At 70.3% G+C, this 16911-nt stretch carries 12 protein-coding genes; 6 read left to right on the top strand and 6 right to left on the bottom strand.

The genetic code is table 11. The features are described from left to right. Positions 1-125: 125 nt before the first annotated feature. From D9V36_RS24680 to D9V36_RS24665, 4 genes are all read right to left on the bottom strand, one after another. Positions 126-827, bottom strand: coding sequence for a demethylmenaquinone methyltransferase (locus D9V36_RS24680; RefSeq protein WP_088798461.1), 702 nt, complete (start codon positions 825-827; stop codon positions 126-128). A gap of 68 nt (positions 828-895) precedes the next feature. Then, positions 896-1528: a hypothetical protein gene (locus D9V36_RS24675; protein WP_129295691.1), complete on the bottom strand. Its 633-nt coding sequence runs from the start codon at positions 1526-1528 to the stop codon at positions 896-898. A gap of 38 nt (positions 1529-1566) precedes the next feature. Further along, positions 1567-2766, bottom strand: coding sequence for a cyclic dehypoxanthinyl futalosine synthase (gene mqnC / locus D9V36_RS24670; RefSeq protein WP_129295690.1), 1200 nt, complete (start codon positions 2764-2766; stop codon positions 1567-1569). Positions 2767-2887: 121 nt separating this feature from the next. Then, complete coding sequence (locus D9V36_RS24665; protein WP_206739852.1) at positions 2888-3712, bottom strand: menaquinone biosynthetic enzyme MqnA/MqnD family protein; 825 nt, start codon at positions 3710-3712, stop codon at positions 2888-2890. Positions 3713-4030: 318 nt separating this feature from the next. Between D9V36_RS24665 and D9V36_RS24660 the strand changes: the two genes are divergently transcribed. Further along, positions 4031-4234, top strand: a complete 204-nt coding sequence (locus D9V36_RS24660) for a cold-shock protein (RefSeq protein WP_003984261.1) — start codon at positions 4031-4033, stop codon at positions 4232-4234. A gap of 349 nt (positions 4235-4583) precedes the next feature. On the opposite strand, the gene eccCa is transcribed toward D9V36_RS24660, so the two are convergent. Beyond that, positions 4584-8543, bottom strand: coding sequence for a type VII secretion protein EccCa (gene eccCa, locus D9V36_RS24655; protein ID WP_129295688.1), 3960 nt, complete (start codon positions 8541-8543; stop codon positions 4584-4586). A gap of 180 nt (positions 8544-8723) precedes the next feature. Here eccCa and eccD point away from each other — a divergent pair, with 180 nt between their 5' ends. From eccD to D9V36_RS24635, 4 genes are all read left to right on the top strand, one after another. After that, positions 8724-10184: a type VII secretion integral membrane protein EccD gene (gene eccD, locus D9V36_RS24650; RefSeq protein ID WP_241721019.1), complete on the top strand. Its 1461-nt coding sequence runs from the start codon at positions 8724-8726 to the stop codon at positions 10182-10184. A gap of 81 nt (positions 10185-10265) precedes the next feature. After that, entirely contained in the window at positions 10266-11813 is a 1548-nt protein-coding gene (gene eccB / locus D9V36_RS24645) for a type VII secretion protein EccB (RefSeq protein ID WP_129295686.1), read from the top strand. A gap of 150 nt (positions 11814-11963) precedes the next feature. After that, a complete protein-coding gene (gene mycP, locus D9V36_RS24640; RefSeq protein ID WP_129298663.1) occupies positions 11964-13118 on the top strand; it encodes a type VII secretion-associated serine protease mycosin in 1155 nt (384 codons plus the stop codon). 191 nt (positions 13119-13309) lie between these two features. Further along, positions 13310-13801: a hypothetical protein gene (locus tag D9V36_RS24635; RefSeq protein ID WP_129295685.1), complete on the top strand. Its 492-nt coding sequence runs from the start codon at positions 13310-13312 to the stop codon at positions 13799-13801. A 38-nt stretch (positions 13802-13839) separates the two neighbouring features. Here D9V36_RS24635 and D9V36_RS24630 read toward each other — a convergent pair whose 3' ends face one another. Then, entirely contained in the window at positions 13840-14316 is a 477-nt protein-coding gene (locus D9V36_RS24630) for a hypothetical protein (protein WP_129295684.1), read from the bottom strand. Positions 14317-15670: 1354 nt separating this feature from the next. Between D9V36_RS24630 and mycP (D9V36_RS24625) the strand changes: the two genes are divergently transcribed. Further along, positions 15671-16747, top strand: coding sequence for a type VII secretion-associated serine protease mycosin (mycP, locus tag D9V36_RS24625; protein WP_164993025.1), 1077 nt, complete (start codon positions 15671-15673; stop codon positions 16745-16747). The last annotated feature ends 164 nt before the right edge of the window (positions 16748-16911 follow it).

The following is a 16911-nucleotide window of genomic DNA, read 5'->3' as shown; positions in this document are numbered from 1 at the left end:
CGGGGGCGGGCGACGGGGCCGGCGGGCACCGGTCGGCTCCGGCCGTCAGGTCGGCCGTGAGCTTCCCGCCATCAGCTCCCGGCCTTCAGCTCCTGACCATCAGCCGTCGCCGTAAGCCGTCGCCGTCAGCTCCCGGCCGGCTTGCGCCCCCGGTGCAGCGCCACGATGCCGCCGGTCAGATTGCGCCAGGCCACCTCGGTCCAGCCCACGCCCTGCAGCCGGGCGGCGAGTTCGGGCTGGTTCGGCCAGGTGCGGATGGACTCGGCGAGATAGACATAGGCGTCCGGGTTGCTGCTGACCGCGCGGGCGACCGGCGGCAGCGCGCGCATCAGGTACTCGGTGTAGACGGTCCGGAACGGCGCCCAGGTCGGCTCGCTGAACTCGCAGATCACGACCCGGCCGCCGGGCTTGGTGACCCGGTACAGCTCGGCCAGCGCGGCGTCGGTGTCCTGGATGTTGCGCAGCCCGAAGGAGATGGTGACGGCGTCGAACACCCCGTCCGCGAACGGCAGCCGGGTGCCGTCACCGGCCGTGAACGGCAGCCACGGATGCCGCTTCTTGCCCTCCCCCAGCATGCCGACGGAGAAGTCGCACGGCACGACGTACGCGCCGGTGCGCGCGAACGGCAGCGAGGAGGTGCCCGTACCGGCCGCGAGGTCGAGCACCCGCTCGGCGGGCCGGGCGGCCACCGCACGGTCCACCTCCTTGCGCCACAGCCGCGCCTGCCCCAGGGAGAGCACGTCGTTGGTGAGGTCGTACCGTGCCGCCACGTCGTCGAACATCGCGGCGACTTCGTGCGGCTGCTTGTCCAGGGATGCTCGGGTCACCCGGCCATTGTCCACCGTGCCGGGGCCCGCGCCCGCACCGGGCACGACCTGAGCGGCGGGTACCGGTGTCAGCGGCGGCGGAAGACGAGGCGGCCGTGCAGCGCGGTGGCCAGGCAGCTGCCGTCCTCGGCGAAGACGGCGAAGTCTGCGGCGCCTCCGACCGCCAGGGAGCGGGGGACGCGCCCCTCCAGCTCCTGCAGGCCGGACCGCTCCACGGCGGTACGGACCGCGGGGCGGCGGAACGGCCCGGTCAGCGCCGTGGTCCCGGTCGCCATCAGCCGTTGCAGTCCGCGCCGGGCGCTGCCGCCCCAGCGGGCCTCGGTCATGCCGAGGGCGGCAAGCGCCTCACCGGTGACCGGCTCGCTGCCGAGGGCGTCCGCCTCGCGCGGGTCGGGGTGGTACGCCGCCTCCAGCAGGGCGGCGCCCTCCGGTTCGTAACGGCCGGGCGTCAGCACGCCGTCCCACTCCCGCACCCGGGCCCGTGCGCCGTACTCCGCGAACAGCGCGTCGTACGGCCCGATGGCGGCGAACCGGTCGCCTTCTACGACGACCGCGTACCCGGCGTCAGCACCGGCCGGACCGCCGTGCTCCGGGAGGGCGCCTTCCCGGCCACCGTGCTGCGGGCCGCCGCCCTCCGGACCGTCGTGCTCCGGACCGTCGGCAACCAGGCGGACCGCCCGCACCCGGTGAATCGTCAGCACGGCCGCTCAGCTCGCTTCCGACGCCGCTCGCAGGCCGCTCAGTTGGCCTCGACGAGCTTCAGCTCCGGATGCGCCGTGCCGCCCTCGATCGCCGTCGACGACAGATGCGAGACGACCTTGTCGTCGACCGGGTCGTTCGCCGGGTCGTCGTGCACGAGCAGGTGCTCGTAGGTCGTCGCGCGCTGCGCCGGGACCCGGCCCGCCTTGCGGATCAGGTCGATGATCTCCATGCGGTTGGAGCGGTGCTTGGCGCCGGCGGAGGAGACGACGTTCTCCTCCAGCATGATCGAGCCCAGGTCGTCCGCGCCGTAGTGCAGCGACAGCTGGCCGATCTCCTTGCCGGTGGTCAGCCACGAGCCCTGGATGTGCGCGACGTTGTCGAGGAAGATCCGGCCGATGGCGATCATGCGCAGGTACTCGAAGAGGGTGGCCTGCGTCTGGCCCTTCAGGTGGTTGTTCTCCGGCTGGTAGGTGTACGGGATGAAGGCGCGGAAGCCGCCCGTACGGTCCTGGACGTCCCGGATCATCCGCAGGTGCTCGATCCGCTCGGCGTTGGTCTCACCGGTGCCCATGAGCATGGTGGAGGTGGACTCGACACCCAGCTTGTGGGCCGCCTCCATGATCTCCAGCCAGCGCTCGCCGGACTCCTTCAGGGGCGCGATGGCCTTACGGGGGCGGGCCGGCAGCAGCTCGGCGCCGGCGCCCGCGAAGGAGTCCAGGCCGGCGGCGTGGATACGCGAGATCGCCTCCTCGACCGACACCTTGGAGATCCGGGCCATGTGCTCGATCTCGGAGGCACCGAGGGAGTGGATGACCAGCTGCGGGAACGCCTTCTTGATGGCGGAGAAGTGCTCTTCGTAGTACTCGACGCCGTAGTCGGGGTGGTGGCCGCCCTGGAACATGATCTGGGTGCCGCCCAGTTCGACGGTCTCCGCGCAGCGGCGCAGGATGTCGTCGAGATCGCGGGTCCAGCCCTTGGCGGTGTCCTTGGGCGCGGCGTAGAAGGCGCAGAACCGGCAGGCCGTCACGCACACATTGGTGTAGTTGATGTTGCGCTCGATGATGTACGTCGCGATGTGCTCGGTGCCGGCGTAGCGGCGGCGGCGCACGGCGTCGGCGGCCTGGCCCAGCGCGTGCAGCGGAGCGGAGCGGTACAGGTCGAGCGCTTCCTGTGGTGTGATGCGGCCGCCCTGCGCGGCGCGGTCGAGTACGGACTGGAGGTCGGCGTTCTCGGTCACCGGGGCGTCCCTTTCGCAGGCGGGCATCACGAACTGAACCAGCGTACGTCAGGGGTACGACAGCCTCGCCGCCGGTCAGCCGGGCGGCCGGCCGGGGTACCGGCGGCGCCCGGCGCCCCGCCTACGGCGTGTCCAGCAGCGACACCCGCACATCGGCCGGGAACCCGGTTGTCGGCCCGACCCGCCGGGCGAATTCCGTGACACCGCCCAGCTGCTCACGTCCGAAGCGGAAGTCGAGCGTGGTGAAGTACCGCTCCAGGACCGGCTCGTCGAAGGTCTCCCAGCGCGCCGCCTGCTCGGCGACCTTGGCGACCTCCTCCAGCGACAGATCGCGCGAGGCCAGGAACGCCTCGTGCACCTTGCGCACCACCTCCGGCTCGCGCTCCAGGTACTCGCGCCGGGTCGCCCAGACGGCGAAGACGAACGGCAGGCCCGTCCAGTCCTTCCACATCTGGCCGAGGTCGTGCACCTGCAGTCCCAGCCGCGGCCCGTCGTGCAGATTGGCGCGCAGCGCGGCGTCACCGATCAGCACCGCCGCGTCCGCCTCCTGCATCATCAGGCCGAGGTCCGGGGGGCAGGTGTAGTAGTCCGGCCGCACGCCGATCTTCTCGGCCAGCAGCAGCTGGGCCAGCCGTACGGACGTACGCGAGGTCGAGCCGAGGGCGACCCGGGCACCGTCGAGCTGGTCCAGCGGCTTCTGCGAGACGATCACGCACGACATCACCGGGCCGTCGCAGCCCACCGCGAGGTCGGGGAAGGCGACGAGGTCGTCGGCGGCGCGCAGGAATTCCACGAGGGTGACCGGCGCGATGTCGAGCTCCCCGCGGACCAGCTGCTCGCTGAGCTTCTCCGGCGTGTCCTTGGTGAGGTCGAGATCGAGCAGGGTGCCCGTACGGGCGAGGCCCCAGTAAAGGGGCAGGCAGTTGAGGAACTGGATGTGGCCCACTCGCGGCCGGCTGCGACGGTGGCCGGCGTCGGCTCCCGCGGGTGCGTCTCCGAAGGTTGAATTGTCCACATGCGGAGGCTAGACCTGTGTCCCCGGGGACAGAGCGGCGGGGCGGTGCTTGGACGTTAGTGCCATCGGTTAAACGTGATCTTTGGCTCTTCCGCCTCAGGAGCAGCACATGCTACGCTCAGCGCAAGTTGCAGTTTGGTTTCCCTTGCAGTACAGAGCCTGCGGAGCATGTGACCCCGCAGGCTCTTGTAGTTTCAGACTTCTTTGCAGGTTCTGGAGCAGGGCAACCCTTTGGCCCAAGGAGGGCTTATGGCTACCGGAACCGTCAAGTGGTTCAACGCTGAAAAGGGCTTCGGCTTCATCGCCCAGGACGGCGGCGGCCCGGATGTCTTCGTCCACTACTCGGCGATCAACGCCTCTGGCTTCCGCTCCCTGGAGGAGAACCAGCAGGTGAACTTCGACGTCACGCAGGGCCCGAAGGGTCCGCAGGCGGAGAACGTCACGCCGGTCTAAGTTGCCCGGCCCGGAATTCCTTCCAGGTCGCCCCTAAGCAGTACCCAAGGAGCCCCGCTCCGCCACTTCGGTGGCGAGCGGGGCTCCTGCCTTTTGTTTTCCGCAGCGGTAAATGTCAACTGCATGAATTTTCACCGACGAGTACCTGACACACCCGAATGGCGGGCGCAATACGGAATTCCTGCGGCATTGCACACCCCGGCCCGCGCGCCCTCTCGGCAACGGACCGGGAGTACCGCCGAGGCAACGGAAAACCGGCCCGCCCGACTGTTCCCTCTGCCGAGCGGCTGCTGCCGAACGGCGGATACGGCCCATCTGCCGCTCAGCCACCGACCGGGCCGGCGCCCGGCTACTGATCAGGCAGCCACCCCAGCTGCACCAGGGGCGTGCCCCGCTTGCGGGAGACGAAGTGGGCGCGGCCGGGCGGCAGGGGGTGGGGGCGGGTGGTGCCGAGGATGTCCCCCTCCTGTGGATCGCCGGAGAGGATCAGGCCCTGGGCGCCGAGTTCCTTGATGCGTTGGAGGAAGGGCTCGAAGAGGGCGCGCGAGACCCCGGCGGTGGTGCGGGCGATGAGGAAGTGGATACCGGCGTCGCGGGCGAAGGGGAGGTGGTCGGTGAGGACGGCCAGCGGGTTGCCTGCGGACGAGGTGACCAGGTCGTAGTCGTCGATGATCACGAAGAACCGGGGACCGGTCCACCAGCTGCGGTCACGGAGCTGCTGGGGGGTGACCTCGGGACCCGGCCGGCGGCGTTCCATGAGGCCGGCAAGGGCCTCCATATGGCCGGTGAGTGCCGCATCGGTGGCGGCGTATTCGAGGAGATGGCCGGGCGGGACCGCACCGAGCAGGGTGCGGCGGTAGTCACCGACGACGATCTTCGCCTCATCGGAGGTGTACCGCTCGGAGATCTTGTGGGCGAGGTGGCGCAGCGCCGCGGTCTTGCCGGATTCGCTTTCGCCGAAGACCAGCAGGAAGGGATCGGTCTCGAAGTCGACATGGACCGGTTCGAGGCGGGTCTCGTCGATGCCGACGGGGATGCCGCGGTCCGGGTGGGCGGATCCGCTGGGGAGCTGTCCGGCGGGGACCTTGCGGGGAAGGAGGCGGACCGCGGGCGCCTGCGGGCCCTGCCAGGCCTGGGTGACCGCCCGGACGAAGGCGGCGGTGGCGTCGGCGAGGTCGGTGCCGGCGCCTGCCGCTTCGGTGCGCGGGAGGGCCGCCATGAAGTGGAGCTTGGCGGGGGTCTGGCCGCGGCCGGGGACGCCGGGAGGGACGTTGGCGGCGGCCTTGCGGTCGAACTCGGAGTCGAAGGGGTCCGCGAGGCGCAGTTCGAGGCGCCCGAGCAGCTGGTCCTTGAGGGCGGCGCGCACCTCCATGTGCCGCGAGGCGGTGAGGACGACGTGGATGCCGAAGCCGAGGCCACGGGCGGCGAGGTCGGTGACGACCGGTTCGAGCCCTTCGTACTCGTCCTTGAAGGGGCCCCAGCCGTCGACGAGGAGGAAGACGTCGCCCCAGGGCTGGTCGGGGAACCCGCCCTCCGCGCGCCGGCGGCGGTAGGTGGCGATGGTGTCGATGCCGTGGTCGCGGAAGAACTCTTCCCGCTGGGCCAGGATGCCCGCCACCTCCGCGACGGTGCGGCGGATGCGCTCGGGGTCGAGCCGGGAGGCGACGGAGCCGACATGCGGGAGATCCGCCATCGAGCTGAGCGCGCCGCCGCCGAAGTCGAGTCCGTAGAACTGGACCTCACGGGCGGTGTGGGTGAGCGCGAACGCGCCGATGAGGGTGCGCAGCAGGGTGGACTTGCCGGACTGCGGGCCGCCGACGACCAGCAGATGACCCGTGGCTCCCGAGAAGTCGTGCAGGAGGACTTCCCGGCGCTGCTCGAAGGGCTTGTCGACCAGGCCCAGGGGGACGGTCAGCCCGCCGGTGGCGCGCGCGGACCCGGCGTGCAGGCCGCGTTCGGGCGTGGTCACCAGAGCGGAGGACAGCAGCTGGTCGAGGGCGGGGGCCTTGTCCAGCGGCGGGAGCCAGACCTGGTGGGCGGCGGGGCCCTGGCCTTCCAGACGGCCGACGATCACGTCCAGGACGGTGTCGGCGAGCCCGTCGCCCGGTGCGGGCCCGGTGCCCGTGCCGGGGGCGGTGTCCGGCTCCGGGGCGGCCTCGGCGAGCGGGACGGGCGGGGCCTGGAAGAGGGCGGCGGTCCGCTGGACGGGGTACGGGCCCTCGTCCGTGGCGGCGGCGCCGGGGAGCGCGGGACCGGAGACGTATGCGGCCTTGAAGCGCGTCATCTCGTCCGTGCCGGACTTGAGATAGCCCGATCCGGGGACGGAGGGGAGGTGATAGGCGTCGGGGACGCCGAGGGCGACCCGGGATTCGGCCCCGGAGAAGGTGCGCAGGCCGATGCGGTACGAGAGGTAGGTGTCCAGGCCGCGCAGCCGGCCCTCCTCCAGGCGCTGGGAGGCCAGGAGCAGATGGACGCCCAGGGAACGGCCGATGCGGCCGATCTGGATGAACATCTCGATGAAGTCGGGCTTGGCGGTGAGCAGTTCGCTGAACTCGTCGATCACGATGACGAGCGAGGGGAGCGGGTCCAGCGCCTGTCCGGCGGCGCGGGCCTTCTCGTAGTCGTGAATGTTGGCGAAGTTGCCCTTCTGGCGCAGGAGTTCCTGGCGGCGCTGGAGTTCACCGCGGAGGGAGTCGCCCATCCGGTCGACCAGGGAGAGGTCGTCGGCGAGGTTGGTGATGACCGCGGCGACATGCGGAAGGGCCGACATCCCGGCGAAGGTGGCGCCGCCCTTGAAGTCCGCCAGCACGAAGTTCAGGGTCTCCGAGGAGTGGGTGACGGCCAGGCCCAGGACGAGGGTGCGCAGGAGTTCGGACTTTCCCGAGCCGGTGGCGCCGACGCACAGGCCGTGCGGGCCCATGCCGTTCTGCGCGGCCTCCTTGAGGTCGAGCATGACCGGCCGTCCGGCCTCGTCGATGCCGAGCGGCACGCGGAGGCGTTCGGCCTGGGAGCGGGGGCGCCAGGTCCGGGCGGTGTCCACCGAGGCGGGGTCGCCGAGGTCGAGCAGATCGGTGAAGTCGAGGTTGGCGAGCAGCGGCTCGTCGTCGTCGGTGCCCTCGATCCGTAACGGGGCGAGCCGGCGGGCGAGGGTGTCGGCGCGTTCCGGGGAGAGCGTGTCGGGAGTGCCGTCGTAGACGGAGACGGCGGATTCCAGCCGGAGGCGGGCCGGATGGACCTGGACGGACAGGCCGCCGCGCGGTTCGTCGAGCTCCCCCGCGACGACCTCGACCACGGTGACGCCCTGCAGCCCCTCGGGAGCGGCGAAGGCGGAGTCCGGTGGGACCATCCCGCCGTCCAGGACGACCACGAGGTGCGGCCGGTCCAGCAGTGGCGGTGCGTCCCGGTTGAAGCGGGGGCGGTCGGCCAGCTGGTCGCCCAGGAGGATTTCGAGTTCGGCGAGATCGTCGCCGAAGAGGCGCTTGGTGCCGGCCCCGTCCACGGCGTGCGGAAGCTGGGCGTGCGGCAGCCACTTGGTCCAGTCCCACCGGGCCAGGGCACCGGGGGACGCGACCACGGCGACCATGAGGTCCTGCGGCGAGTGCAGCGTGACGAGCTGGCCGATCAGGGCCCGTGCGGCGCCCTGGGCGGACTCCGCCTCGCCGGAGACGGTGAGGTGGTAGAAGGCGCGCATCGAGAGCGCGACCGGCATCTGCCGCAGCGAGCCATGGACGGTGAGGAAGCGCTGCATGACCCCCGCGGTGAGCGGTTCGAGCTCGTCGACGGGCGCGGTGTCGGGAGCGACGAGCGGGGTGGCGAGCTGCTGGGTGCCCAGGCCGATACGGGCCTGGCCGAAGTCGGCGTCGCCGATCCGCCGTTCCCAGACCCGGCGGCCTTCGGCGACCACAGCCCACAGCTGGTCGGGAGCGGGATGGAGGTAGTGCTGGGCGTTGCGCTGCGACGCCGCCGTACGGCGGATCCGGCGCCGGGTCTGCGCCAGATATTTCAGGTAGTCACGGCGACTTTGCGCCATCTCTCCCTGGGTGCCCCGGCGGTGGCGGACGACCTGTGCGATCACCATGCCGAGCGTCGAGGCGAGCATCAGCGCACCCATGATGCGCATGAAGCCGGGCATGCCCGGCATGAAGAAGAACACCACCGACGAGCCCATGCCGATCATCGGCAGGAGCTGCATCAGCACGCCCTCCTGCTGGCCACGCGGGAGTTCCGGCGGCGAGGCGAGGCGTAACTCGTCCGTGGGGACCACGGGCGGCAGCGCCCGCGGCGGACGCTTGACGACAATCTGGCTCACCGCGCACCCATCCCTCGGCGCGGAAGGGAGATCTCCGTACCGCTCACCCCCCTGGCGACGGCGCCTTCCGCGTCGGACGATCCTACTGCCGACTACTGTGGCCGACGGGGAAGGATCATGTGTCACGGCCGGACGGGCGCAGGCCCGGGTGGCGGACGGGGGGAAGAAGTGCGAACGAGCATGGGGACCGGTTTTCGCAGGGTGACCGTGGTCGCGCCCGACAGCCGTATCGATGTGGCACTGCCCGAGAACATCGCCGTCTCCGACGTCTATCCGGAAGTACTGCGGCTGACCCGTCAGACCCAGCCCGCGGACGCGCCGACCGGCTACTACCTCTTCCGGAGCGACGGCAGCGCGCTGGACAGCTCCCGCTCGCTCGCCGACCAGCGGGTCGTCGACGGCGAGATGCTGCATCTGCGGCCCTTCGCCCAGTCCCTGCCGCCGGCCGTCTACGACGAGGTGTCCGACGCCGTGGCCTCCGCGGTCGCCCGGGACCGGCGCCTGTGGAGCGAGGGCATGCTGCGCGGCGCCGGCCTGGTGGGGGTGGGCGTGCTGCTCACCCTCATGGGCTTCGTGCTGTGGTGCGCCGATCCCTTACGTCATGACATGCACAGCCTGCCCGGCGTGATCGCCGCCGTCGCCGGACTGCTGGTGGCCGCGTTCGCCGGTGTCCGCGCCCGTGTCTACGGGGACCAGCCGTCGGCCGTGGCGCTGGGGCTCGGCGCGTTACCGGCCGTGTGGTGCGCGGGCTCGGGGATCGTCGGCCCCGATGCCGGCCAGGGGGCCGGACAGCTGCAGTTCCTGCTGGGCTGCATCGCCGCGCTCGTCGTGTCCGTCGCATTGGTCGCGCTCTCGCCGCAGGGCGATGCCCCCTTCATCGGGGCCACGTTCGTCACGGCCGCCGGCACCCTCGCGTCCTTCCTCGCCCTCGTCACCGAGACGCCGGCCGCCCGGGCCGCGGCCGTCTGCCTCCCGGTGGCCATCGGGCTGATGGCCTTTCTTCCCACCCTCGCCACGCGTCTGGCCAGGCTCCCCATCGGCTACGCCACCCCGCGCAGCCTGGCCGAGCGGGAGGCCGAAGCGGGCCCGGGCGAGGCGCTGTCCGCCGAAGACCTCGTGGACGTGGACGGCATCGCCGCCCAGGCGCGCCGCGGCCACGAACTGCTGCTGGGGCTGCTGGGCGGCTGCTGTGCGGTGGTCATCGCGGCCGCGGCCGTCCTCGGTCTGTCGGAATCGGCATGGGGACGTCTGCTCACCCTCGCCGCAGGCCTGGCCACGCTGCTGCGCGCCCGGCTCTTCCGCTACACCGCGCAGGTGGCCTGCGTGATCATCGCGGGGTTGGGGGCGCTGGCCCTGCTCGTCCTGGGGCTGGCCCTCGCGCCGCCGGCCGGCGCGCTCACCGACTTCGCCTCGGGCGACCGTGCCCAGCTCGACCTCCGCACCCTCTGGCTGGCACTCGCCCTGGCGGGCGGGGTGGCGCTGCTGGCGCTGGTCGCGCTGACCGTGCCGAAGCGGGGGCTCACGCCCTTCTGGGGGCGCGCTCTCGATCTCACCGACGGGCTGCTCCTGCTGTCCCTGATGCCGCTGTGCCTGGCGGTCCTGGACCTGTACGGCCGGGCACGCAGCATGACCAGCGGGTGACACGGAACGTCGGCAAGGACGGTCGTGGCCGCGCGCACACGGCCGGCACTCGGGTAACGGTCTCAGGGGGAACTCAGCACCATGGCATCACGGCGGGACGAGCTCAACGGCTACACCTTCGCCAAGAAACGGCTCGTGGCGGCCTTCCTGCAGCCCTCCCCCGACCGTACCGACGAGGGGGCCCCGAATCCGCTGCGCGCCGTGCTTCCCGGCCTGGTCGTCGCCGCGCTCGTGCTCGCGGGCTTCGGTGCCTGGGGCATGTTCCGGCCGCAGGCCCCCAAGGGCTGGAACACGCCGGGCGAACACGTCCTCCTGGGCAGCCAGTCGGCCACCCTCTACGTCGTGCTCACCACGGACGGCAAGCCGCAGCTGCACCCCGTCCTCAACATGGCCTCCGCCCGGCTGCTGCTGAAGACCGAACAGGCCGACGTCCTCAAGGTCGATGAGCACGAACTCGACAGCGGGAAGATCCCGCACGGCCCGACCCTGGGCATCCCGTACGCCCCGGACCGCATCCCCGAGGCCCCGGAAGCGCAGAAGAGCAAGCGCTGGGCGGTGTGCGAGCAGCCGGGCAGCAACGGCAGGGCCGTGCAGAAGGCCACGTTCCTCTTCGCCGCCCGCGACGAGCACAAGGTGGAGGGGCCGGGCCGGCTGCGCGGCGGCCAGGTGCTCTACGTCCAGGAGACCGGCGCGCAGGGCGCCCGCTATCTGATCGACCCCCGGGGCACCAAGTACCGCATCGACGGCGGCGGCTCCGGCAAGGAATCCGAGCTGCTGCTGCGGGCGCTGGTGGGGAGCCGGCAGCCCCAGCAGGTCACCAAGGACTGGCTGGCCACCTTCCACGACGGCACACCGGTCGGCTTCCCCGGCCTTCCGCGGTCCGTCGGCCGGCGGGCCGGCATCAAGGGCCTGGACGCCCACGCGGACCAGGTCGGCATGGTGCTCCGCGCCACGACGGGCTCCGGAGCGCAGCAGTACGTCGTGCTGCCCGGCGAGGTCCGGCCGGTGTCGGACTTCGTCGCACGGCTGCTGCTCTTCTCCCCGCAGACCGGCCGGCTCCAGCAGCACAACGAGCCCACGGAGGTGGACGCACAGTCCTTCACCCCGAGCAGCGGGAACCTCTTCGCGGAGAAGAAGTGGCCGCAGCAGGCCGCCGTGCAGGCCAATACCGCCGCGGCACCGGGCGGGCGGGACACGGTCTGCAGCGTGCTGCGGTCGGTGTCCCCGGCCGGCGTCACCCGGCTCGGCACCTGGGCCGGGACGGACTACCCCCAGCCGCTCCCGGGCGGCGGGACCAGCGCCTATGTGACGCCCGGAACCGGCCTGCTCTACCAGCAGATCCAGGCGGGGCACGAGCCCTCGGGACTGACCTTCCTGGTCACGGACACCGGCCTGCGGTACGGCGTACAGACGAACAACGACAGCAGTGCGAAGCCCTCCGGCATCGGTGCGGACGCCGAGGACACCGGGCAGAGCCGGGCCGCGCAGCAGCAGGCGACCCACCGGGCGCAGCTGCTGCTGGGCTACAAGGACATCGAGCCCGTGCGCGTCCCGGTGAACTGGTCGCAGTTCCTGCCGATGGGCCCCCGGCTCGACACCAACGCCGCACGGCAGCCCCAGGGCTCGTAGGGAAACGGAGTCACCACGGTGCGGAGGAAGACAACCGCGGCCTGGGGCACGGGCGCGCTGCTCGTGGCGCTGGCCGCCGCCCCTGCGACGGCGGCAGGAACGGAGGACACCACTCCGGTACCGGAAGGCAACGGCGCCTGCACCTTCCCCATGAAGCAGCAGATCAAGGAGCGGCCGTGGGCCCTGCAGCGGATCGTCTTCGACCGCCTGTGGCAGCACACCAAGGGCCGTGACGCACACGGCCGGCCGGTCCGGGTCGCGGTGATCGACACGGGCGTCGACCGCACCAACCCGCAGCTCACCGACGCCGTCGAGGCCACGTCCGGCCGGGACTTCCTCGGCAAGGGCGACGGCGCGGACCCCCGGGCGCCCAAGGACGGCACCTACGACCCGGTCGGCCACGGCACCAAGGTCGCGGGCATCATCGCGGCCCGCCCGCGCCCCGGCACCGGCTTCGTCGGCCTGGCCCCCGAGGCCACCGTCATCCCCCTCCGCCAGAACGACGAGAAGGGCACCGGCAACGTCGGCACGCTGACCGCGGCCATCGAAGCGGCCGTGGCCGCGGGGGCCGACATCATCAATATCTCCCAGGACACGACACAGCCCGTCCCGGCGGACTCCCGCCTCGCCCAGGCGGTCCGCGAGGCACGGCGGAAGAACATCGTCGTGGTGGCCTCGGCCGGCAACGACGGCGTCGACGGCCGCCTCAAGAAGACCTACCCGGCCTCGTACCCGGGCGTCCTGGCCGTCGCCTCCTCCGACCGCAACAACGAGCGCGCCGCCTTCTCCCAGAGCGGCGACTTCATCGGCGTCGCCGCTCCCGGGGTGGACATGGTCTCCACCGTCCCCAAGGGCGGCCAGTGCGTCGACAACGGCACCAGCTTCTCGGCTCCCTATGTCGCCGGCATCGCGGCCCTCCTGCGGGCCGAGCACCGCGACTGGAAGGAGTCCCAGATCGTCGCCCAGATCGAGCAGACCGCCGAGCGCTCCGTCAACGGCCGCGACAGCTTCGTGGGCTGGGGCGTCGTCGACCCGGTACGCGCCCTGACCGAGGACGACCACCCCCTCGACCACCCGAGCGCGGACGACGGCCCGCCCCGCGCCGCGCTCCCGGACCCGGTCACCCCGGTGGACGGTGAGACTCCGCAGGACCGGAGGGAGCGATATGCGACATACGGAGTGGGGGCAGGGGGCGTTGCGGTCGCGGTCATCGTGGGAGTGGCGGTCGTCCGACGGGACCTCCGCAGCCGCACGGCGGGTTCCGCGGCACCCGCCGCGCCCGCCGCGGGACAAGTCAATGAGTAGCCGTACTCAGGTTTCCCCGGAATTAGGCCATCTGACCGGGAAAGCCGGCTGCCGCTGCCTTCCCGCCGGGCTCCCGGTGAAGGCGCGCGCCATTGGCGAATTCTGAACGGTACCCGCCGAACACCACCGTTCACTGTCAGAGGCGGTGACTACAGTGACTCCTGAAGTTTCTGACTTACGGGGGAGTCACTATGGGGTCCGACGAGAACACACGCATGCAGGTGAACGGGGCGGGCGCCGGCACCGGAGGCGGGTCGTTCGACGTCGATCCCCAGGAGCTGAAGAAGCTGAAACAGCGCGTGGACGACCTGCTGGACCAGCTCAAGGGATCAAATGCGGATCACCGTGCGCTCAGCCATCGCAAGATTGCCCCGTCGTCCTTCGGCCAGGGATTCGTCGAAGCGCAGGGCCTCGCGGACACCTACGAAAAAGTGTTGTCCCAACTCGAAACTTTCTCCAAAGTGTTCGGCGACCAGATCGAGGCACTGAGCCTCGGAACCGAGTTCATCGGCCGGGACTACGAGGCGGTGGATGCCGACGTCCGGAACCGCCTGGCCGCGATCCAACGTCGTACCCAGGGCCTCTACAAGGCACCACAGCCCCCGCACCAGCCCGCCGGCACCACCGGCACCGCCGGTCGGGAACTGGGCGACGGCCGGTCCGCGGGCTCCGACGGCATCTGAGGCAAGGGGGAACGGACATGGCAGGCAACACCGCCGACTTAGGCATTCAGGGCTGCACCAACTTCGAGAACGCATCCCACCAGGCCCTCTACGACATGGTGGCCGACGGCGACCACCTGCTGATCGTCGCCATGGGAGCCGACCTGGTCGACGCCGGCAAAGAGATCGCCAGAATCACCGATGACCTCGAGGCATACGCCCAACAGACCCATGCCCACTGGAAAGGCGAGGGCGCCCAGGCTTTCGACGACTGGACCAAAGCCACCGCCACGGAAAGCCGCAAACTGGGCCACTACGCCAAGAACACCGGCGAAGCAATGACCGATGCCGCAACCGCCCTGGGCCAGGCCAAACTGATGCCCCGCCCTCCCGAACTGCGGAATTTCGTAGAGACCAACAACGCAAAACCCAACGGCGTCACCGCCCTCACCAAAGACCCCGCCAGGGAAGAAGCTCTGGCCGAAATGAACCGGCTGGCGTCTTACTACCGCACAGCCCAGGCAAAAATCGCCCAACAGGAGGCGCCCAACTTCCGGCCGGCTTCTGGGTTTGTGCCGGATCCGAAGCCCACGGACGGACGCTTTGGTGACGACTTTTACGTCTTGGATCAGCAGACCGGCAGCAGGGCTGTCAACGGAGGAGGCGGAGCAGGCTCCGCTAGTTCACGTCACGACAGCGGTAGTACGCACACCCCCTCGCCCCAACCGACTTCGAGTGGTGAGCAACAGGGCCAGCAGGTCGGAACCTCGGTCGACTCCGCTCCGCCCGTCACTGTTCCCGAATCACGACGGCACCACGGCGAAGCGGTTCCGCCAACGCCCGGCAGCCCCGGGGACTCTCCTGGCCCTGCCGCGCCCGGCCCTGCGCCGATTCCTGGTGGAGTAAAGGCTCCCACTGGGCACGGAAGCGCGTCAGGACAACCGAAGCGGGTTTCTGGTCAGTCCGGTACACCGCGGAGACAGCATGGAAGTGCCACGGAAGACGGCATCATCGGCGGAACGGCCCGACCTGGTAATACCGAAGCTGGACGCCACCCACGACTGCCAGGAGGGACCGTCATGGGGACAGAACCCGGAACCGTCCCGCCCCGGCCGATCGGCCCCAAGAGGGGTGCTCCCACTGAGAACGGAGCAACCGGAATGGGGCCCGGAAGCTTCGGTGAGCATCCGGTCGCTCCGTACGGAGAGGTCGCGGACAAACCCCGCGGATCAACCACAGGCGCGGGCCGCAGTTCGATGTCGCAGGGCGTGACCAGTGGAGGCTACCCAGGAAGCGCCAGCTCCGGCATAAGGGGGAAAACGCACGGCGTGCCGGGCCGTCGCCTGGCCTATGAGCCCGGAGGAACCGTGGGCACGGGGCCCGGTCGACCAGTGGGTGGTGAACTAGGCCCTGGGATGCGCGACTCCGTAAAAGGTGCTGATAATCCAGCAGGAGCCGGGCATGGGCTCCCGTCCGCCACAGGTCATGGCTCAGCGTCTGCGAGGGGCACGGGTGCTGCGCAAACACAGGCCGCGCGTGGCCGGTCGGGGGACTTTACGTCTGGTGGATCGGGCTTGACGCGGAGCACTCCTTCCAGCGGCGTGATCCGCCCGTCAGGGCCCCTGGCAAACAACAACAGGAAGAGCTCCGCCGCCCATCGGCCGGATTACCTCCGAGAAGACGACGAAACCTGGGCGCCGCAGCATCCACCCGTTTTTCCTCCAGTGATCGAATAAACCTGGCCTTGTCGTGCAACAGACAGGAGGGCACCGCACCGTGACTCGTATGGAATATCGAGTGCGGTGGAAGAACCAGCTGCGATCGGCTGCGTTCATCTGCCTCTTAGCAACGTGCCTCGGAGTGCTCCCACCGACGGCTGCTGCAGCAGACATGCGATCTCGCCAGTGGTACCTGGATGCCATGCAGGCTGAACGCATCTGGAGGACCAGCACGGGTGAAGGCGTCACTGTTGCAGTGATCGACAGCGGTGTGGACAGCTCGGTACCTGAGCTGCGCGGCCAACTGCTACCGGGCAAAGACTTCTCCGGCGAGGGGCGCGGACCGAACTACGACAGTGAGGGCCACGGCACGAGCATGGCGATGATCATCGCCGGCAGGCGAAGCGGAAGCGGTGCTTGGGGGCTGGCACCTGGATCAAAAATCCTCCCCGTCAGGAGCATCAACGGGAACTGGACTTCCCGCATGGCCAAGGCCATCCGTTATTCGGCGGATCACGGTGCGAAGGTCATCAACATCTCCCAGGGCGGACAGGCCGGTGAAGAGGCCGGGGCTGTATTGCAGTCAGCGGTTTTCTACGCCAACAAGAAGGGGAGTCTGATCTTCGCCGCCCCAGGAAATGACGGCGACAGGGGAAACTCCCCTTCCTACCCCGCCATCACCCCCGGTGTCGTCGGCGTCGGGGCCGTGGACAAAAAACTGAACGCTACGAAGTTCTCGACCCACGGGGCACAGGTGGCGCTGGCGGCGCCAGGTGCCAGCATTCCGACCCGTTGCACTGAAAAACTGGTGAACTGCATCGCCCAGGGCACCAGCCAAGCCACCGCCATCGCCTCAGCCTCCGCCGCCCTGATCTGGTCCGCCCACCCCACCTGGACGAACAACCAGGTCCTGCGGGTCATGATGGAGACCGCCGGCAAACCGGAGGACGGCAAGGTCCCCAGCAAATACCTCGGCTACGGCATCGTCCGCCCCCGAAAGGTGCTCCTGGACAAGGAGGGCGACCCCGGCCCCGCCGACATCAACCCGCTGCTTGCCGCCCGCGGAACCACCACTCCGCCCAAAACCCCGCAGTCAAGGTCAGACAACTCAGCAGCCGACGCCCCCCAGAAGCCCGCCGGCACCCCGGACAACTCACTGCCCTGGCCCCTCGCCGCCGGACTGACCGCAGCAGTCGCGGCCCTGGCAGCCGGCGGACTGATCATCGTCCGACGCCGGCGGACGCAATGACGGACCTCATCGCGGACGCAACGGGCGGCGAACACCACAGAGAAACCAGAACCACACAGCAACCAGACCTCCGGCTGCCCACGCCACGAGCAGCCGGCGCAGAAACCCGCATCTTTCAAGATGCGGCCAACAATCCGAGCTGAACACCAAGACCTCTCACTCAG

Source organism: Streptomyces lydicus (genome assembly GCF_004125265.1).
GTDB classification, from domain to species: Bacteria; Actinomycetota; Actinomycetes; order Streptomycetales; family Streptomycetaceae; genus Streptomyces; species Streptomyces lydicus_C.
This window is presented reverse-complemented; position numbering and strand designations above follow the sequence as displayed.

Coding starts and splice junctions, on each gene's coding strand:
- eccB (WP_129295686.1), top strand. CDS start 10,266: ATGGCATCACGGCGGGACGAGCTCAACGGCTACACCTTCGCCAAGAAA.
- D9V36_RS24660 (WP_003984261.1), top strand. CDS start 4,031: ATGGCTACCGGAACCGTCAAGTGGTTCAACGCTGAAAAGGGCTTCGGC.
- mycP (WP_164993025.1), top strand. CDS start 15,671: ATGCGATCTCGCCAGTGGTACCTGGATGCCATGCAGGCTGAACGCATC.
- D9V36_RS24635 (WP_129295685.1), top strand. CDS start 13,310: ATGGGGTCCGACGAGAACACACGCATGCAGGTGAACGGGGCGGGCGCC.
- mycP (WP_129298663.1), top strand. CDS start 11,964: ATGAAGCAGCAGATCAAGGAGCGGCCGTGGGCCCTGCAGCGGATCGTC.
- eccD (WP_241721019.1), top strand. CDS start 8,724: ATGGGGACCGGTTTTCGCAGGGTGACCGTGGTCGCGCCCGACAGCCGT.